This is a genomic window from Flagellimonas olearia, from assembly GCF_009184425.1.
Classification (GTDB): Bacteria; Bacteroidota; Bacteroidia; order Flavobacteriales; family Flavobacteriaceae; genus Flagellimonas; species Flagellimonas olearia.
In genome coordinates this window covers 1,655,618-1,675,457 of record NZ_WELG01000001.1, presented here as the reverse complement: position 1 = coordinate 1,675,457, position 19,840 = coordinate 1,655,618, and the positions used below count along the sequence as shown (strand labels likewise).

Genomic DNA, 19,840 nt, shown 5'->3' with positions numbered 1-19,840 from the left:
TTGCAAATTTATTGCTTTTATTTAAAGTTCCTTGGTAATATCTTCCAATAGGACCTTTGCGGCATAAAAGGGGGAGATTTTATGCTCGTCAATAGCCTTCAGCATTTTTTTCTGGGCCTTGTTGAACGATTCTTTTTGATGAAAAAATTGTTTGATCTGTTCATCAACGGTTTGAATGAACCAATTTCGGTTCTGCAACTGCCGGTTTTTTATGAAATGGCCATTTTCCCGATTCTGTCCCACAAAATCTTCAACCATGCCCCATATCTCCTGAATGCCTCTATTCTCGGTGGCAGAGCATTTCAAAACTTTGGGAACCCATCCATTGGCTTTGGGTGGATAGAGGTGGAGGGCCCTTGAAAATTCAGTGGCAGCCAGTTTGGCCCGTTCCAAATTGTCACCATCGGCCTTGTTGATGGCAATGGCATCGGCCATTTCCATGATGCCCCGTTTAATGCCCTGCAGTTCATCGCCCGCTCCGGATAATTTCAAGAGCAAAAAGAAATCCACCATGCTGTGTACCGCAATTTCACTTTGTCCCACACCAACGGTTTCCACCAGAATGACATCGTATCCAGCTGCTTCGCACAAGATGATACTTTCCCTTGTCTTTTGGGCCACTCCTCCCAAAGAACTGCCTGAAGGGGAGGGCCTGATAAAGGCGTTGGGGTCCTTGGAGAGGGATTGCATTCGGGTCTTGTCTCCAAGAATACTGCCTTTGCTCAAGGAACTTGTGGGGTCTACCGCCAAAACGGCCACCTTTTTTCCTTTTGAGGTCAATAAGGTGCCCAAGGCTTCAATAAATGAGCTTTTTCCCACTCCCGGAACACCGGTAATTCCCAGACGGATGCTGGAATTAGGCTGGGCAAGGCACTTTTCTATAACAGTGTTGGCCTTTTCAAAATGCTCAGGATTGGTACTCTCCAGCAAGGTAATTGCTTTGGCCAATAGCGCTTTGTTTCCTTCAAAGATGCCTTGGGTCAAGGTGTCCGTGGAAATTTCCTGTTTCCGTAGTTCCTGGATTTTGGAAATGGTGCCGGGAGTTGTGTTTTTTTTGTTGGCCAAGATGTTTTGTAATGGAGTCGGACCACTAAGGTATAAAGTTTTTGCGGGTTATCCCGTATTGGGTTTGATTGTGGCAACTGCTTCCGAATAGGCAGAATCCATACTATTTCACACAAATTTAATAACTGTAATTAGGGACATCCGTCTACAAATGGTAACTTCTCATATAAATATGGAAGGTGGGCATTGCCCCATCCATTTTAGGAACTTAATAAACATTTTACAGATGAAAACTATTTTTGAGAGTAAGGCTACCAACACAGGGGGACGGTCAGGGCATGTGCAGAGTGAGGACGGTGTGATCGATTTTGATATCAGCATGCCCAATTCCAAAGGAAAACCCAATGCAGCATCCACCAATCCCGAAGAACTTTTCGCTGCGGCATATTCCACTTGCTTTGCAGGAGCTTTGGAGGCTGTGGCCAGGGAGCACCATATTGAGGATTTGGGCGATTATAGTGTTACCGCCACGATCGAGTTCAATAAGGAAGAAGATGGTTTTTATTTGGAAGCCACCTTGGATTCCTATCTTCCTACCGTGGATAAGCAAATGGGGGAGACCTTGATCAATGCAGCCCATGAGATTTGTCCGTACAGCAAGGCCACACGGGATAATATTACCGTACACTTGAATCTTCTTATGGACGAGTAAGAGTTGAATTTATACATATTGAAAGGAATCCCGTTGAGCGCTCAACGGGATTTTTTTGTTAAAAAACCGCCAAAAGAAGACTATTTTGCAACGTTACTTTTTTTCCATCGTCCTTACAGAGAACAACAAATTAACCAAACATAGAACCGACCGTGTTTCAAATTGATCTGGTTGAAAGATGCAAGGCCAACGACCGTAAGGCCCAGATAAAACTGTACCGCCAGTATTGCAATGGCATGTACGGGGTGGCCATGCGCTTTCTGAAGAATCCGGATGATGCAGAGGATGTGCTCCAAGAATCCTTTATCAAGGCATTTGAACGGATAGATCAATTTAAGGGGGAAGTAACGTTCGGGGCATGGTTAAAGCGGATAGTGGTGAACGGGAGCATAGACTTTTTAAAGTCGAAACACCAAAGAACCGTTGAGCTGAACGAGAATTACATGCAGGTAGCGGAAGAGGATGATTGGAAGGTGGAAGATGGAATTTCCATGGAAGAGGTAAAAAAGGCCATTGAGGAGCTGCCTCCCAAATACCAGTACGTGGTGCAGCTCTATTTGGTAGAAGGATATGATCACGGAGAGATAGCTGAAATATTGGACATCTCGGATTCGGCATCAAGGACCCGATTGCTTCGGGGAAAGGCACAATTAAAAGAAACTTTAAAAAATATGGCTTATGGCACAGGATCTTAAGGAAATGTTCGCCAAAGAGCGAGAAAGGGCACACAGCATGAAAGAAGGGCATGAGGCCCGGTTTCTGTCCAAATTGGAGAAAGAACTTCCAACTTCTCCCCAAAGGAAACCCATTCAGTTGTTCTGGATGCGGGTAGCGGCTTCGGTAGTGGTTGCCTTGGGGATTACCATTTTCTTTTTGTCAAGGGAGCAAGAGGTACTCCCTGTCAAGAACCCCGTAGTGGAAAACGAGACCAAGACCCAACAGCCCTTTTCTTTGGGCGACTTGTCCCCAGATTTGAAGAAAGTGGAGAGTTATTACCTCACCAATATCAATCTCGAACTTTCCGATCTGGAATTCGATTCGGAGAATAAGGAGGTGCTGGATAGCTATATGGGGCGTTTGGCCGAACTGGATGCCGAATACAGATTATTGAACAAGGAGCTTAACGAAATGGGTCCCAATGACCAGACCATTGGTGCCTTGGTGAAAAATCTTCAATTGCGGTTGCAGTTGTTGCAGCGATTAAAATCAAAGTTAAATCAATTAAAATCATCAAAAAATGAACAGGAATCATCAAATATGGTTTAGTCTGATGCTCTTTGTGATGGCGGTGCCCGCCATCCGGGCACAGGAGAAATCGAAAACGTACAAGGAGACCTTCAATGTGGATAAGGAGGCCGTTATCAACCTCAATACCAGTTATGCGGACATTGAGTTTGAAACCTGGGACAAGGACCAAGTGGAAGTCACCGCTGTGGTGGAACTGGAAGGAGCCACGGACGAAGAAGCCACATCGTATTTTGAGAAGGATCTGATCAAGATCATGGGCAACAGCAAAGAAATTGAAGTGCATACCCAAGGGAATAGCTTTGGTCCCATGGTATACGATTTCAACAATTTTAACTTTGTTGTTCCCGATGTACCCTCCGTGGAACATATCTTGGCTGAGGTTGAAATTCCCGAGATACCGGAAATTCCCGAGATAGTGGTCATTCCAGAACTGCCTCCAATGCCCCCGATGCCTTTTATGGAGTTTGATTATGATGCCTATAAAAAGGATGGGGACAAATATTTGAAGGAGTGGAAAAAGGACTTTGACAAGAATTTCGACAAGGAATACAAGAAACGCTTTGAGGAGTGGAGCGATCAATTGAAGGATCGGGCCAAGGAAAGGGAGGAAATGCGAAAGCAGATGCAAGAGGACCGTAAGCAGCTTATGAAAGATCGTGAACAGCTCCGTGTGGAGATTAGACAGGAAGTAAAGGCCCAGCGGGAGGAGATGAGAAACCAACGGGAAGAAATAAGACGCGAGAATGAAAGGGTAATGCGCATCCATAACGATGGTCCCAATGTATTTTATTTTTCTTCAAAAGATGGTGAACACAAGGAGTATAAGGTAAAAAAACGCATCAAGATCAAAATGCCCAAATACATCAAACTTAAAATGGATGTTCGGCACGGAGAGGTGAAGTTGGCCGCAAACACCAAGAATATCAACGCAAGCTTGTCCTACGCAAGCTTGCTTGCCTCTACCATTGATGGTCATAAGACCAGCATCAAGGCTTCCTATTCGCCCATTGTGGTGCAACAATGGAACTATGGCCAACTGCAAACGGATTTTGCGGAAAATGTAAACCTGAACGAGGTGAAGGAGCTACAACTGAACTCGGTGTCTTCCAACGTGATCATTGGGCGTTTGAAAGGAAAGGCCTTGGTGAACAGTACCCTGGGAGCACTCAGCATTGATGCGGTGTCCGACAGTTTCACGAACCTGGATGTTTCGGTAGAGAACGCAGAGGTTGAATTTAAAATGCCTTCAGTACCATTTGCGATTTATGTGAACGGGACCGCTTCGGAATTTACGTACCCCAAAACCATGGTGTTGGAAACCTCAAAAAACCATAATGCGCAAATACACAAGGGATATTATATCAGCAAATCGGATGATAAATCCATCACCATCAATTCAAGGTACAGTGATGTTGTCTTAAAGCAATAAGAACCTACTTTCCTCTCCCGGCCGTAAGGAACCACTCAACTCTTCTATCTGTCAGCATTTCCTATTTGGGCCATCTCTTACTTCTTTATCAAAGGCACCACTTAATGGGGATCTTCCTTTAAATAGGATTTAAATTTTGCCTTGAACCGATTCAATCTGGGAATGGACACTTGTTGTACGTATGGATTATTGGGATGATTTTTCTCATAGTCCTGATGGTAATCCTCGGCCCTATAGAATTTATCAAATGCCTTTACTTCGGTAACTATGGGCTTCCCAAATACATTTGCCGCCTCCAGTTTGGCAATGTAGTCCTCAATGATCTTTTTCTCGGTGTCATTTTTATAGAACGCAATGGATCGATATTGTGCGCCTCGGTCCGGTCCTTGCCGATTTAGGGTAGTTGGGTCATGTGATCCAAAGAAAACCTGGACCAATTCAGTAAAGGATACCACATTGGGATCATAAAATACTTCAACGGCTTCGGCATGTTTGGTGAGCCCTCGGCCGACTTGCTCGTAGGTAGGGTTCTTTTTCTTACCACCCGAATATCCGGAATAGACTTCTTTGACTCCTTTTACACTTTCAAAAATAGCTTCAACACACCAAAAGCATCCGCTGGCAAAATAGGCGGTCTCATAGTTTTGAAGTTTGTCTAAAGAAAGCCCTGATAGTTCAAAACTCTCTTTTTGTTCTTTTTGAGTGGGTTCTTGCTTGTTGGATTTGGTCTTGGACTGGCAGCTTGTGGAAACCAAAAGAAGCAAAACCAAAAAAGGAATCTGTACGATTTTCATGGTGTTGTTTTTTGCTTAGTAGGGATAAGATAGCAACTATTACGAGGAGGTGTGTTAAAAAGTGTTAATTGGAGGTTTTTGAACATTCTCCTGTGACTCTTCCGCATTCGTGTCAGAAGTCATTTTTGTAGGTTTTTTACCACTTTAAATCCTTTTTCTGTATTTCTTTTCCTACAAATAATCCCTTTGTTTACAGTGGTTTACAGAGATGGCGCCTTTAAAATGATCGATGAAATGCACACCCGGTCGGTGTGTTGTTTTTTGACCCAAAAACGTTCATCGACGATAAAAAACACTTTGTCCAAGAAAAGTTTCTACACCGAAAAAAAAGGGGGGTTTAGCGACGGAAATCTGCTTCAGGGGCCATGTGAGGGTAGCTTTACTTCGTAATAAAAACCCAAATCATGAAAACAATTTTAACCATCATCGCAGTAATTTTCATCGGAACAGTAGCTATGGCCCAAGACACTTCCAAAGAAGTAAAAGTTGATACTGTTGCTGCAGGAGTTGAATTGAACATCGATATTCAAAAGCAAACTAAAGGTGAAACTGAAGTAGCTAGATTGTACAAATTCAAAAATTCCAGGGTTAAAAAAGAACTTTCTTTCAAAACTAAAAAGGACAGAGCTAAATTGGCTTAATCATGATGATGGGTATTATCGTTCCGTTCGCGTTGTTTTTAAGCTTTGCCTTTGTAATGGCTTCGATAGTCTTTTCGTTTCGAAAAAAAATGTTCCAATAAAAAAGCAGGACGTCAGTAGTTGATACCGCTATCCTGCCAATACTAAATTTTTAATCCCAAAATCGTTTATGGACGCTATTTTGACCCCGGTTGTTTTAGGTTGTAGTTCAATTTTTCTTTTGCTTGCTGTACTTGTTTCTTTACGTCCCGTAAAAGTGCCTTCGCGTCGTAGACGATACCGTCCTTAACGGTATAGGTAACCCCGCCCACGCGAACCACTTCATTATTCTCGGTAAGTTTAATGGCCCCGGTGCCATAGAGTACCTTGAAATTTCGGAGAGGATTTTCTGAGAGTATTACAAAATCGGCCATCTTGTCCACATCCACAGTGCCTATTTTATCCGCAGCACCCAAAGCTTCGGCGCCGTTCAGCGTGGCTGATCGAATGATTTCCAAAGGATGGAACCCGGTTTCACGGAGCAATTCCATTTCCCGGATATAAGCAAATCCGTACAGCTGGAATATAAACCCGGAATCCGATCCCGTGGCCACACGACCACCCCGGTTCTTATATTCATTGATGAAGGTCATCCAGAGCTTGTAGTTGCGTTTCCACACCACCTCTTGTTCAGTGCCCCAATCGTGCCAATAGGAACCATGGGAGATCATACTGGGTTGATAAAACTCCCAAAGGGAAGGCAAGGTGTAGTCCTCATGCCATTCGGCCCTTCTGGCGCGATGCAAATCCCTGCTGGCTTCATAAATATTGAAGGTGGGTACCAACGTAAAATCCAAGCTGATAAGTTCATCCATGACCTTGTTCCAATGTTCGGAATACGGTTTGGCAGCCTGTTCCCATAATTTCCCGGCTTCTTCAAAGCGATGCTGCTCATTTTGGTAGTTATAGTCCAGCGGATAATCCTGAACGGTTCTGTCCTCAAAAAGCGCCTCTGGAAGCCCATACCAATGCTCCATGGTGGTTAGACCTGCACGGGCAGAATTAAGGACGTTCCAACGGGCCACGTCGGTTTGGGCATGGTGGCATGCGGACCGCAACCCCAATTTTTTGTTTTCATCCAAAGCAGCGGTCATGATTTCCGGAGGGGCACCAAAGAACTTGATTCCATCCGCTCCCCGTTCGGCGTTGGCGCGCACCCACTTCCGTGCTTGCTCGGGAGTGCTTATGGCAGAACCGTTCAAGGGATTGAAATCCCCACCTTGCTGACCAAACCCAGTATAGGCATAAATACGGGGAGCGATGATTTGGTTCTTTTCACTTTTTCGCTTGAGGTCGAGCGTCCAGTCCACACCTCTACCACTAGGTTCCCTTACGGTGGTGATACCGTGCGCCATCCAAAGTTTGAACACATAATCGGAGTCAGCACCTTGGGCTTCACCACCAATATGGCCATGCATGTCTATAAATCCGGGAAGGAGGTACATACCGGAGCAATCCAACTCCTTGCCCCCGGGTTTTAGCTTGGGCCTTTTGGAAGCATCAATCTTTACTCCGGGATAGCCTACTACCTGAATGTTCACGATTTTATTCTTCTCCACAACAATGTCTATAGGACCTCTTGGCGGTGAACCGTTGCCATTGATCAAGGTTACCCCTCTGATAATAAGTTGCGAAAATGGTCCTTCACTCATACTCTCTTGACCTGTAGCCAAAAGAAATTGGAGTGATAGTACAAGGAAAAGTATTTTTTTCATGATATCTGGTGTTGGTTATTCAGGAACTTCAATTTTATCGCCCAAAAACAATGCGTTGAGGAACAAACGGTTGGTGCCATACCATGATCCCCTGAAATTGGGGTTGTCCGCAAACAATACGACACGACCACTACCTACCTCACTAACTAATAAAGAGGCCGAAGGTTTTAGGTTTTCTTCCATATTCTTGGCCGTGATAAAGCCATCCACATGTGGATTCTTGGAATATTTCCCTACGGTGGCATAGGCATTTTTACTTGGCGCCAGCCAAACGGAATTGTTCTTGTAGACCGGAATGGTAGTGTCCCGATATCCAAAAGCCAAGGGGTGGGTCACATCAATGTCGACTTTAAAAATCGCACCGCCCACACTTTCCTTGCCGATGTTCTCGGGAGCATCCACATAAGGTTTGCGTTCCACGGTAGCCGTAGAGTCTTTCTCCTTTTTGGTCAGTTTTTCCGTTACCAACTTCTTGTCGATGGCCCACTCGGAGGCTGTCCCTATCGTAATAAGCGTATTGCCCTTGCTTACCCAATCCTTGATTTTGTTGAATTGGCTTTCCGAAAAATTATAAGATCCGGAGACCATCACCAGTGTATTGTACTTGTCCAAATCCAATCCGCCAAAATTTCGCATGGGAACTTTGGTGATGGGCATATGCACACGGGTGTCCAACAGATGCCAGACCTCACCGGCTTCATAGGAGCGGGTACCCTGTCCAATAAGCATTACGGCTTTGGGCTTGGTTATGGGGGAAATGTACCTACTGCCCAAATCAACCCCTTGTACACTATAACCTGAAGGGATGGAATAGGTGGGGACCTGAAATTTTTGTTGTGCCTCTTGGACCAATTGGTACACGGTATCTGCATCTTTCTTTTGCTGTAGGCTAACGGGCACCACCAAGGCCCCATAGTTGAACCTTTTGTTCCCAACTGTGGTTTTTACTGTGAAGGGCTTAAAGGCAGAGGACAGCACCAATCCTTTGGATTGTAAATAGTTGAGGGCCGCCACGGCATTGTAATCATCATAATCAATGATATAGGCATACTCCGACCTTTGTACGGCCTGAGTGTTCACCAGACTCTTGGTGGAGGTTACTTTTTCACCCAAGTTCAAACTGTTGACCGGACTGTATTTCATGTTGTAGAAATTGGCCAATGACCAAGCGGAGGCATCATAATAGACACTGTCCCGGTATTTGTCATAGGTCTCGAACATGGTCTGGACCATTCTGTATTGGGGTTGGCGTGTAGGGACCACAAACCGGTTCCCGGATTTATAGACATCGATTTTATGCAACAGCAGCTTATCTACAAACGCTTTTACCCGGTTGGCATCGTAATCATCCCCGAAGGTATACCCTTGGATTCTGCTTTTGGAGGCATTGGTAAGCCCACTTTTGAAGAAATCTTGTTGGTATTTGCGCAACATGGCCTTGTTTTCAACCGCAGCCTTGACCGTGGTGATGCTTGACGTATATTGATTTCTGATGGTAAAAGGAAAGGTGATTTCCCCAAAATCGGTAGTTTGTTTATGACCCCTTGAGCTGGCCTGTTCAAACAAGATTCCCAAACCGCCTTGAAGATCGGGGTAGGAGGAACCGTAACCGGGATACGTGCCATCAAAGACTTCTTTGGTGAAGTAAAAGGAACCGATACTATCCAATGCTTTGGAGAAATAATCCCCAAACAGATTGTTGAGGTCCTCGTAATTTTCCTTGGGCATAATGGGATTTAATGAGCCGTTGGTCTTCATCGGTTCAAAGAAATAGGTGCTCTGACTGCCCATTTCATGAAAGTCGGTGACTACATTGGGGTACCAATCATGATACCAGTTGAGTTTGCCCCGGCTTTCCGGGTTGATGGCCAATAACCAATCCCGGTTCAGGTCGAACCAATAATGGTTGGTCCTTCCCATGGGCCAGTATTCGTTGTGTTCGGCATCTGCAGGGTCGGCCACCAATGGGTTGCCTTGGTACATATTGGCCCACTGGGTATGTCTGTCCCTTCCGTCTGGATTAATGGTAGGATCAATAAAGATGACCCCTTTGTCCAGATAGTTCAATATTTCGGGATGGTTGGAGGCGGTCAAGGTATAGGCAGTCAGTAAAGCGGCCTCGGAACTTGAAGGCTCATTGCCGTGGACATTGTACGCCAAATTGATGAAAATGGGTACTTCATCATAGTTGGTTGGGTTTTGCGAAGGATCTGTAAATTGAAGGTGTTTTTGTTTCAATTGCTCCAAATTGTTGAGGTTTTGGGGTGATGTAATGGTCAGGATGACCAATTTCCGCCCCTCGTGGGTCTGTCCATATTGGTGGATACTGGCCCTGTCGGAAACCTCGGAAAGCTTCGTTAAATAAGCCACGATAAGGTCGTGACGGGTATGCCGGTCCCCAATACCGTACCCCAAGAATTCTTCTGGCGAAGGTACTTCTGGATTGAAGGGATGGAATTTCTTAAAAAAATAATCTTGGGCGGAGACTGAAAAGGTGATACAGGCAAAGAATATGCCTAGGAGTAGTTTTTTTGACATGCGATGAAGATTAATGATAATCTTCTAAAGATAAAAAAACCGTTTAATCAACCGAGTTGAATTCCTCTATAATTTCCTCAAACTCTATACGATAGTAGGTTCCTTTCTTGTCATAATCCCGGCTAATGGTACCACGAAGCTGGCGTGTGAGGTTATAGATGAGCTTTAATCCCAAGGAGTTTGATGTCCTTGGATTGATATCCTCTGAATATCCAATACCGTTGTCTCCCAAGTACATTTCGTAACGGTCATTGGGAAGCTTGTGCAGGGACACATGGATTTCGCCATCATGTCCTTCGGTAATACCATACTTAAGGGCATTGGTGATGGTTTCGTTGATAATCAGCCCAAGGGGAATGATGGTGTCGATACTCAGTTTGTTGTCATCAATGTCCAGATTTACCTTGACATTGTTGGAGGTCCCTTTTACGGAACGTACGAGGTAATCGCATAACTCCTGGACATAGGGTTTAAGTTCAATTTTTGAAAGATAATCGTCCCGCTTGTAGAGCATCTCATGCACCATGGCCATGGAAACCACCCTGTTCTGACTGCTTTTGATGATGTTACTGATCTTATCATCAGCTATGGCCCGGGATTGCAGGCTCAAAAGACTGGATACGGTCTGTAGATTGTTCTTTACCCTATGATGGACTTCCTTAAGCAGGATTTCTTTTTCTTCAATGCGTTCTTGGATCTCATTTCGGGATTTGTACAACTTATGGTGTGCCCTTAGCAGATTTTTCCCAAAGACCCCACCTAAAAGATATACTGCAAAGACAGCACTTAAAAAGGCAAACCAGTCCCTAGCTTCCAAAGGAATGGTGTTTTCGGTGACCTTAAAGTTGCCTACATCATATAAGAACAAAATGGCCAGAACCGAAAGGTTGATGATTAGATAAAGTTGCCCAAACACTTTGGTGGTGACATAGCCTGCAAAGACCACAATGGCCAAAACAAAAACAAACGGACTTTGTATTCCTCCACTATAAATGGTCACCATAGTGGCCCCGATCATGGCCAAGATGGAGGTGAGGTTATAGGTAAGGATAAGGTTTCCGTGCTTTTTATACAGAACCGTATTTAACAAGTTCAAGAAGGCAAAACCAAAACAGGCATAAGGAATCATGCCTTGGATATCCAAAAAGAAGAGGCATATTATCCCGAGGATAAACGCGAACACCGAAGAACTATAATTAACTTTAAGTATCAAATCAATCTTATCTTGTAAACGATATCTGTCCTTAATAGGAATCTTCATATGCTACGCTTGATGTTTTCCTCTACTACGCTAAAGGTTGATTCATTGAAGTAGTAAAAGTAGCTCGTTACGGGGTGTTTGTGGTGTAAATCTAAATATGTTTTTTGATATAATCAAAAGCGGCAGCGTAAATCGCTGCCGCTTTTAAAACTTTATGTAGGAAGGAATCAGTCCTCTACCAGTACCCACTCGCCCTTATCGATAAGGGGTTCGGCTTGTTTGTACTTACAGGTTTTGCTTTCCCCGGACATCACATTTTTTATCGTGACCTTGTCGTTCCTGCCAATTTTTGGTTTTTCACGAGTTATGGTCTCGGTCACAGATGGTCTTTGCCTTTGGGTTTGTCCCGCGGCCCTGTTCTGTGCGGCCAATTCATCGCTATTCGGGATTTCTTCTTTTGAAGTCTGAAGATTTTCCTTGGGCCTGCGAACATTTCGTGCCTCCTGGATTTGATTGGTATTCTCTGAAGGCAATTCTCCTTTGAACAAGAATGAAATCACCTCTTTGTTCACTTTGTCAATCATTTCCTTGAAGAGTTCAAACGCCTCGAACTTGTAGATCAATAAAGGGTCTTTCTGTTCGTGTACGGCCAACTGTACCGACTGTTTCAACTCATCCATTTTGCGCAAATGCGTTTTCCACGAATCATCAATGATGGCCAAGGAGATGTTTTTCTCAAAATCAGTGATCAACTGCTTGCCATCCGTGGTATAAGCTTTTTCAAGGTTGGTGACCACGTTCAAGCTTTTGATGCCATCCGTAAAGGGAACCACGATACGTTCAAACTTGTTGGACTGGTCCTCGTAAACCTTTTTAATGACTTGGAATGCTGCACTGGCACTACGTTCCATTTTCTGTTGGTAGAAATCGTAGGCACCTTTATAAATGGTATTGGCAATTTCTTGGAAGCTCAATTTCTTGAACTCCTCTTCACCAATAGGAGAGGTAATGGAAAAGTACTTGATCAATTCAAACTCGAAGTTTTTGTAATCATCGGCCATTTTATTGGTTTCCGCGATGACCTCACAAGTGTCATAGATCATATTGGCAATGTCCACTTTAAGACGTTCCCCTTGCAATGCGTGTCTTCTTCTCTTGTAGACCACCTCTCTTTGGGCATTCATAACGTCATCATACTCCAAAAGACGTTTACGGATGCCAAAGTTGTTCTCCTCTACTTTTTTCTGGGCACGTTCAATGGATTTGGTCATCATGGAATGTTGAATCACCTCACCTTCTTCCAAGCCCATGCGGTCCATCATCTTGGCAACCCGGTCCGAGCCGAACAAACGCATGAGGTTATCTTCCAAGGAAACATAGAACTGGGAACTTCCTGGGTCTCCTTGTCGTCCTGAACGACCTCTCAACTGCCTATCCACACGTCTGGAATCGTGACGTTCCGTACCAATAATGGCCAGACCTCCAGCTTCTTTTACGGTGGGGGTCAGTTTAATATCCGTACCCCTACCGGCCATGTTGGTGGCAATGGTGACCACGCCTGCATTTCCTGCTTCGGCTACAATGTCAGCCTCTTTCTTGTGGAGTTTGGCATTCAATACGTTGTGTGGAACCTTACGAACGCTCAAGAGTTTGGAGAGCAATTCGGATATTTCCACGGATGTGGTACCAATAAGGACAGGTCTTCCCGCAGAGGAAAGGGTGGTTACCTCTTCAATGATGGCGTTGTATTTTTCACGTTTGGTCTTGTAGATCAAATCATGACGGTCGTCACGCGCAATGGGACGGTTGGTTGGGATTTCCATCACATCCAACTTATAGATTTCCCAAAACTCACCTGCCTCGGTAACGGCTGTACCGGTCATCCCGGCCAGCTTGTTGTACATTCTAAAATAATTCTGTAGGGTAATGGTGGCGAAGGTCTGTGTCATGGCCTCAATCTTCACACTTTCCTTGGCCTCAATGGCTTGATGGAGTCCATCGGAATAGCGTCTACCGTCCATGATACGTCCGGTTTGCTCATCCACGATCATTACCTTGTTGTCCATGACCACGTATTCCACATCTTTTTCAAAAAGCGTGTAGGCTTTCAACAACTGTGTCATGGTATGGATTCGTTCGCTCTTCACGGCAAAGTCCTTGAAAAGCTCTTCCTTGAGTTCTGCCTCTTGCTCAATCTCAAGTTCCTGTCCTTCTATTTTGGCAATTTCGCTGCCGATATCGGGCATTACAAAGAAATCTTTGTCCTGATCCCCGGAGATGTAATCCACTCCTTTATCGGTCAACTCAATCTGATTGTTCTTTTCATCAATGACGAACAACAGCTCGGCATCCACTTTGGGCATTTCCCGGTTGTTGTCCTGCATGTAGAAGTTCTCGGTCTTCTGTAGCAGTTGTTTCACGCCTTCCTCACTCAAAAACTTGATAAGTGCCTTGTTCTTGGGAAGTCCGCGGTGTACACGAAGCAATAGGAATCCACCTTCCTTGGTGTCGCCAGCGGCGATAAGTTTCTTGGCTTCTGCCAAAACGCCTGTCAGATATTGGCGTTGTTTCTGGACAATGTCCGAAACCTTTGGTTTCAATTCATTGAATTCGTGACGATCACCTTCGGGCACGGGACCAGAAATGATCAAAGGGGTCCTTGCATCATCAATCAATACGGAATCCACCTCATCCACAATGGCATAATGGTGGGGACGCTGTACCAAATCTCCCGGGGTATGCGCCATATTGTCGCGCAGGTAGTCAAAACCAAACTCGTTATTGGTACCGTAGGTGATATCGGCATTGTAGGCGGCCCGTCTTCCATCGGAATTGGGCTGGTGCTTGTCTATACAATCCACGGATAGGCCATGGAATTCAAAAATGGGCGCCATCCAGGCACTGTCCCTTTTGGCCAAGTAATCGTTAACGGTGACCAAGTGCGCCCCTTTACCGGCCAAGGCGTTTAGGTAGAGTGGGAGGGTGGCCACGAGAGTTTTTCCTTCCCCCGTCTGCATCTCGGCAATTTTTCCTTCGTGCAGTGCAATACCTCCAATCAACTGTACATCATAATGTACCATATCCCAGGTGACTTCCTTGCCGGCGGCATCCCATGAATTGTTCCAAATGGCGCTGTCACCTTCCAAGGTAACATAGTCTTTATCACCGGAAAGAGCGCGGTCAAATTCCGAAGCGGTTACCGTAAGCGTTTCATTGTTGGCAAAACGCTTGGCAGTTTCCTTAACCACGGCAAAAGCCTCTGGAAGGATGTCACTCAATGTTTTTTCTGAAATCTTATAGGCTTCTTCGTTGAGTTTGTCTATTTCAGCATAGATTTCCTCGTTGCGATCAATATCGGTGGAGTTTTGGACTTCTTCCTGTAAAGCCGAAATTTTTTCATTCACCTCTTTACAGTCTTCTGCGATCTGGGCTTTAAAGGCAGTGGTCTTTTGTCTAAGTTCGTCGTGGGACAGTCCTTCCAGTTGTTGCTCAAAGGATCTTATTTCTTTGACCAAAGGTTGTAGGGACTTGACATCTTTCTCTGATTTATCACCCACAAAAACCTTCAATACGGAATTGATAAAACTCATGAATTGTTTTTTTGTTTGAGTGGCAAAAGCTGTTCCATTGATGGGATTATGTTGGAAATCTTTTGCTAGGCTGCCAAAATTACATAAAAAAAAGCCTCAAATGAGACTTTTTAACGTGCTTTGTGTATTCAGAGGTCAATACTCATCCTCATTCCAGAGGTAGTCCTCTTCCGTAGGATAATCGGGCCAGATTTCCTCGATGGACTCATATATCTCGCCGCCCTCTTCTTCCATGGATTGAAGGTTTTCAACAACCTCCAACGGTGCTCCGGTACGGATTGCGTAATCTATCAGTTCGTCTTTGGTGGCTGGCCAAGGCGCATCACTTAAATATGAAGCTAGTTCTAATGTCCAGTACATAGTAACGGTTTGATTTTAAATTTTTTGCAAAAATAATTTTTAAACCCAATTTGTCAAGTAAAAACAACATTATTTAAAAATTATTTTGGAGTTGGCAAAACTCTAACGTTAAAAAAACGAATTTATTGGTCCAACTTCTCCGGGATCCACTTGACTTCATCGGCTTTAACATCTTTGGACAACTTTCGTGCCAAGACAAACAGATAATCGGAAAGGCGGTTGATATAGGAAAGCAGGGTCTCGGGAAGGGGTTCGTTTTCATTCAAATATGAAATCATGCGTTCCGCCCTTCGGCAAACCGTTCTGGCAATATGACAGTATGACACGGTTGGGTGTCCTCCCGGCAAGATAAAATGTGTCATCTGGGGAAGATTTTCGTTCATGGAGTCCATTTCCCTTTCCAACAATGCAATATCATCGGCATTGATGCGTGGAATTTTAAGGCGACTGTCCTTTTTAGGCTCTGTGGCCAAAATAGACCCTACGGTAAACAGTTTTTCTTGGATAAGGGTAATCGTTTTTTTGGAATGGGAATCCATTTCCTGATCGCGGAGCAGTCCCAAGAATGCGTTGAGTTCGTCAATGGTGCCGTAGCTCTCTATGCGGATATGGTGCTTGGGAACTCTGGTGCCAGTAAATAAGGCGGTAGTACCTTGGTCCCCGGTTTTAGTGTATATTTTCATTTTTACAATTATCAATGTTCAATAAACAATGAACAGTTGTATGGATGGCTAAAATGTATTTTTGCTAATTGCTAATTGCTAATTGCTAATTGCTAATTGCTAATTGCTAATTGCTAATTGCTAATTGCTAATTGCTAATTGTCTCGCTCATGTTGCCGTTTACCCTCCATAAACTTGCGGGACCTTCTGCGTTTGGTGCCCCTTTTGTTTCGGAATACAATGATCAAATAAATGAGCCCCAATACGGCCAGAACGTACCAAATGGTGTTATCTGTTGCTGCATTTTCCATACCTAAAATTACTTCTTTATATCCGAATGGTGAAATGTTCCTTGACCTGTTCTTTTCGAACAAATAGGACGCCACAATGGAACATATCTATACTTACGGTGATATTTGGCGATTCAATAAGGTCTTTCCATTCGTGTTCGCTTTCGGGGTCTTCGTGAATGGCGTCTATCAAGACCATACTGTCATTGTGCAATTTTCCGCTGGAAAGGAGCCTATCAAGACCATAAGCGTCCAAATGCTTCGTGAACAATAGGTCTACCGTGTTCTCGCTGGGGCGGATATCTGGGTATTGCGCCTTGACCAATTCCTCAAAGTCTGGATTTTCGTTGATGTATAGGGTTTTGATATTGAAATAACTAATGCTTTTCAGAAATACATCAGCGGTTTTATCTTGATTGAACTTTTGTTTGTTGTACAGACATTGCGTTACATAGCCGAATACGAAAGGAGAGTGGACCCCATGCTCGTTCTTGGATTTGAATAGGAATTTTAGGAAAGAAAAAAGCTTGAACCACATAGTTATCCTTCTAAAATAGCGGAAAGTTCAAACCAACGCTCCGTTTTTTCTTCAATGGTATCCGATACTTCTTTGAGCTCAATGGAAAGTTGGTTGATTTCGTCACCGCTCAAATCGGGATTGGTGAACTTGTTCTGCAACACCTCTTTTTGCTCTTCCAATTTTTGAATGTCCTTTTCCAATTGTCTGTATTCTTTTTGCTCCATATAGGAGAGCTTCCCACTGTTGTCTTTGTCTTTCCAATGGGTTTTTTCCGATTTTTCCGAAGCACTACCCTTGTTTTCCCGTTCCTCGGCAATCTTGCTGCTCTCGTACACCCTGTAATCGGTATAATTGCCCGGAAAGTCTTCGATTACCCCATTCCCTTTGAAAACAAACAAGTGGTCCACAATTTTGTCCATAAAATAACGGTCGTGAGATACTACGATCAAGCAACCCGGAAAATCCAAAAGGAAACTTTCCAACACGTTCAGGGTAACAATGTCCAAGTCGTTGGTGGGTTCATCCAGAATCAAAAAATTGGGATTCTGAATGAGCACTGTACATAAGTACAGGCGTTTGCGCTCCCCGCCACTGAGCTTCTCAACAAAATCGTACTGCTTTTTTCTATCAAAAAGAAAACGTTCCAGAAGTTGTTGGGCGGAAATCTGCTTGCCCTTTTTTAGGGGGATGTAGTCCCCAAATTCGCGAATGACATCAATGACCTTCTGTCCTTCTTTCTCCGGAATGCCTTTTTGGGTGTAGTAACCAAATTTTAAGGTGTCGCCCACCACTACTTTTCCTCCATCCACCTGTTCTTGCTGGGTGATGATGTTCAAAAATGTGGATTTGCCCGTGCCATTTTGCCCAATGATGCCCACGCGTTCCCCTTTGGTGAAGGTGTAATCAAATTTGGATAGCAGCGTCTTTTCGCCATACGCTTTGGATACATTGTGCAATTCCAGGATTTTGCTGCCCAAGCGCTCCATGTTCAGTTCCAGTTGCACCTCATGTTCCTTACGGCGTTGGTGTGCCCGTTTCTTGATTTCGCTAAAATCATCAATCCGGGATTTGGACTTGGTGGTTCGGGCCTTGGGTTGCCTTCTCATCCAGTCCAACTCTTTTTTATACAGTTGTTTGGACTTGTGCTGTTCCACTTCTTCCCGTTCCATACGGGATTCCTTTTCCTTAAGGAAATAAGTGTAATTTCCCTTGTAGCTGTACAATTGATTGTTGTCCAGTTCAAGGATTTCATTACAGACCCGATCTAGGAAATATCGGTCGTGGGTCACCATGAACAGGGTGATGTTTTCCTTTGCAAAATAGGCTTCCAGCCATTCGATCATTTCAAGATCCAAATGGTTGGTGGGCTCATCCAGAATGAGTAAATCTGGTTTGTTGAGCAAGGCATTGGCCAGGGCCAAGCGTTTTCGTTGCCCACCTGAGAGTGTTTTTACCTTGGCATCTAGCTGGGTCAATTGGAGTTGAAAGAGAATTTGCTTGTATTGGGTCTCAAAATCCCAAGCATTGAGCCGTTCCATGGCTTCAAACGCTTTTTGGTAGCGTTCGGTATCCTCGGGGTTTTCCACCGCCTTTTCGTAATTGGAAATGACCCTCAACGTTTCATTGTCCGTGGCCAGAATGGTCTCTTCAATGGTGAGGCTGGGGTCCAACTCGGGCTCTTGTTCCAAAAAGGCCATTTTAATCCCCTTACGCATGGTCACTTGACCCGTTTCGGTGGCATCCTTTCCGGACATGATATTGAGGATGGAGGTCTTTCCAGTCCCATTTTTGGCGATGAGGGCTATTTTTTGGTCCTTGTTTATTCCGAAGGAAATATCGGAGAACAAGACCAGCTCCCCATACGATTTAGATATGTTCTCTACCGTTAGTAAATTCATGGATGCGGTTTGGTCCTAAAGTTTGGAATACCGAATGAGATACCCATATCGGATGGCCAGGGTCAAAAATAAGGGAATCAGGACAGGTGAAAAAATTTGCACTTTGAATATCCAGAGCACCAGTGTGAGTCCAATGAGGGCCAATACTGTCCATAGATACTTGGACGACCATGCAGGCAATTTGTCCTGAAAGGCAAAAACAAAAGCTACAATTGCATTTAATGGGAACGCCCACAATACATTGAAGTTTTTGGGTGTAGACGTATGGTCGGTCGCTAGCCATAATACCAACAAAAAGGTGCCCACCAATCCGGTGATGAAGAAAAGGGTGAAATCCAGCCAACGACTCCGTGTTTGGTGCTTATGGTCAAAATAAGTGATAAGGGCCGTAAATGCCAATAGCAAAACAAACCAAAATAATGGGGTCAGCGGAAAAAAGCTTTGTTGGATATGTTCGGCATAATCCAAGACCGATCGCTCCCTTTTCAACAACGGTTTTCCATTTAAGGAGGTATGCCGTATCTGTTCCATGGCATAGTAAGGCAAAAACATATGCTCCTGTACGGTGGCCTTTCGGTCTACCACAGAGCCAAAGGCCAAATCTATGCCGAACATGGACCAAGAGTTGACATCCATAAATTGCCGTACCAATTGGCGGAAGGTGTATTGTTGATCCAAATAGGAACCATCAAAAACAATGGCTTCCCCAAATTGGTCTTTTAAGATGTCTCCGGTAATACTGGAGCAATTGTTCAGTAGCGGGTCATAAAGATAGTCACGGTTTTGGGGCAGGTAATTGTTTTCGAAAAAAGCGAGTAGTTGATTTCTTTGTTCAAGGGTGAGATCCAAAATTTGTTCCTTGACCCATCTTTTTTCCATTTCATACTCAAAAAGAAAATCATCAAAGCTACGTCTGGAGAGGGAGTAGATCAATTTTCCCTTGACAAAGTTCAGGTAGAAATTAGGGCGATTGAAATCAAAAGTACCATAGTTGTAGACCACATCTATCCCCAAGACAGAATCCTGGACCCGGAATGAACTATGGCCAAAGGCATAGTAAAGTTCATCGCCAGCGGCGCAGGTAAGGAGGCTTATCTGTGACCTTTCCGAGAGTTGGGGAGCTTGGGCCAAGGCCCGCACCCCTAGTAGAAGCAGTATGGTGAAAAAGAGGGTTCTTGCCTTCATGGTTTGATTTGTC

Annotated in this window: 17 protein-coding genes; 5 read left to right on the top strand and 12 right to left on the bottom strand. The window is 44.3% G+C overall.

Going from position 1 to position 19,840, the window contains the following annotated elements; genetic code table 11:
• Positions 1-21: 21 nt before the first annotated feature.
• Entirely contained in the window at positions 22-1,065 is a 1,044-nt protein-coding gene (gene meaB / locus F8C76_RS07240; protein WP_152131092.1) for a methylmalonyl Co-A mutase-associated GTPase MeaB, read from the bottom strand.
• A 226-nt stretch (positions 1,066-1,291) separates the two neighbouring features.
• On the opposite strand from meaB, the gene F8C76_RS07235 reads away from it, so the two are divergent.
• The 4 genes from F8C76_RS07235 (at position 1,292) to F8C76_RS07220 (ending at position 4,394) form a co-directional block, all read left to right on the top strand.
• Complete coding sequence (locus tag F8C76_RS07235) at positions 1,292-1,717, top strand: Ohr family peroxiredoxin (RefSeq protein ID WP_152131091.1); 426 nt, start codon at positions 1,292-1,294, stop codon at positions 1,715-1,717.
• 152 nt (positions 1,718-1,869) lie between these two features.
• Positions 1,870-2,412, top strand: a complete 543-nt coding sequence (locus tag F8C76_RS07230) for an RNA polymerase sigma factor (RefSeq protein WP_116218221.1) — start codon at positions 1,870-1,872, stop codon at positions 2,410-2,412.
• The gene (locus F8C76_RS07225; protein WP_152131090.1) at positions 2,396-2,983 is read left to right on the top strand and encodes a hypothetical protein; all 588 of its coding nucleotides are present in this window, start codon (positions 2,396-2,398) and stop codon (positions 2,981-2,983) included. Before F8C76_RS07230 ends, F8C76_RS07225 begins: the two co-directional genes overlap by 17 nt.
• The gene (locus tag F8C76_RS07220) at positions 2,955-4,394 is read left to right on the top strand and encodes a hypothetical protein (protein WP_152131089.1); all 1,440 of its coding nucleotides are present in this window, start codon (positions 2,955-2,957) and stop codon (positions 4,392-4,394) included. Before F8C76_RS07225 ends, F8C76_RS07220 begins: the two co-directional genes overlap by 29 nt.
• A gap of 101 nt (positions 4,395-4,495) precedes the next feature.
• On the opposite strand, the gene msrA is transcribed toward F8C76_RS07220, so the two are convergent.
• Positions 4,496-5,188: a peptide-methionine (S)-S-oxide reductase MsrA gene (gene msrA, locus F8C76_RS07215; protein ID WP_152131088.1), complete on the bottom strand. Its 693-nt coding sequence runs from the start codon at positions 5,186-5,188 to the stop codon at positions 4,496-4,498.
• Positions 5,189-5,592: 404 nt separating this feature from the next.
• On the opposite strand from msrA, the gene F8C76_RS07210 reads away from it, so the two are divergent.
• Complete coding sequence (locus F8C76_RS07210; RefSeq protein WP_152131087.1) at positions 5,593-5,829, top strand: hypothetical protein; 237 nt, start codon at positions 5,593-5,595, stop codon at positions 5,827-5,829.
• Between the two features lie 176 nt (positions 5,830-6,005).
• Here F8C76_RS07210 and F8C76_RS07205 read toward each other — a convergent pair whose 3' ends face one another.
• The 10 genes from F8C76_RS07205 to F8C76_RS07165 form a co-directional block, all read right to left on the bottom strand.
• Positions 6,006-7,583: an amidohydrolase family protein gene (locus F8C76_RS07205; protein ID WP_152131086.1), complete on the bottom strand. Its 1,578-nt coding sequence runs from the start codon at positions 7,581-7,583 to the stop codon at positions 6,006-6,008.
• A gap of 15 nt (positions 7,584-7,598) precedes the next feature.
• Positions 7,599-10,121, bottom strand: a complete 2,523-nt coding sequence (locus F8C76_RS07200; protein ID WP_152131085.1) for a M14 metallopeptidase family protein — start codon at positions 10,119-10,121, stop codon at positions 7,599-7,601.
• Positions 10,122-10,164: 43 nt separating this feature from the next.
• Positions 10,165-11,382, bottom strand: a complete 1,218-nt coding sequence (locus F8C76_RS07195; protein WP_129652928.1) for a sensor histidine kinase — start codon at positions 11,380-11,382, stop codon at positions 10,165-10,167.
• Between the two features lie 167 nt (positions 11,383-11,549).
• The gene (secA, locus tag F8C76_RS07190; RefSeq protein WP_152131084.1) at positions 11,550-14,912 is read right to left on the bottom strand and encodes a preprotein translocase subunit SecA; all 3,363 of its coding nucleotides are present in this window, start codon (positions 14,910-14,912) and stop codon (positions 11,550-11,552) included.
• Positions 14,913-15,047: 135 nt separating this feature from the next.
• The gene (locus tag F8C76_RS07185; RefSeq protein WP_013551418.1) at positions 15,048-15,272 is read right to left on the bottom strand and encodes a DUF2795 domain-containing protein; all 225 of its coding nucleotides are present in this window, start codon (positions 15,270-15,272) and stop codon (positions 15,048-15,050) included.
• 122 nt (positions 15,273-15,394) lie between these two features.
• Entirely contained in the window at positions 15,395-15,955 is a 561-nt protein-coding gene (locus F8C76_RS07180; protein WP_152131083.1) for a cob(I)yrinic acid a,c-diamide adenosyltransferase, read from the bottom strand.
• 134 nt (positions 15,956-16,089) lie between these two features.
• Positions 16,090-16,245 carry a hypothetical protein gene (locus F8C76_RS18705; RefSeq protein ID WP_170283994.1) on the bottom strand — a complete coding sequence of 52 codons (156 nt, stop codon included), beginning with the start codon at positions 16,243-16,245 and terminating at the stop codon, positions 16,090-16,092.
• A gap of 16 nt (positions 16,246-16,261) precedes the next feature.
• Complete coding sequence (locus F8C76_RS07175) at positions 16,262-16,762, bottom strand: hypothetical protein (RefSeq protein ID WP_152131082.1); 501 nt, start codon at positions 16,760-16,762, stop codon at positions 16,262-16,264.
• Positions 16,763-16,764: 2 nt separating this feature from the next.
• A complete protein-coding gene (locus tag F8C76_RS07170) occupies positions 16,765-18,642 on the bottom strand; it encodes an ABC-F family ATP-binding cassette domain-containing protein (protein ID WP_152131081.1) in 1,878 nt (625 codons plus the stop codon).
• A gap of 15 nt (positions 18,643-18,657) precedes the next feature.
• Positions 18,658-19,827, bottom strand: coding sequence for a lipoprotein N-acyltransferase Lnb domain-containing protein (locus F8C76_RS07165; protein WP_152131080.1), 1,170 nt, complete (start codon positions 19,825-19,827; stop codon positions 18,658-18,660).
• Positions 19,828-19,840: the final 13 nt, after the last annotated feature.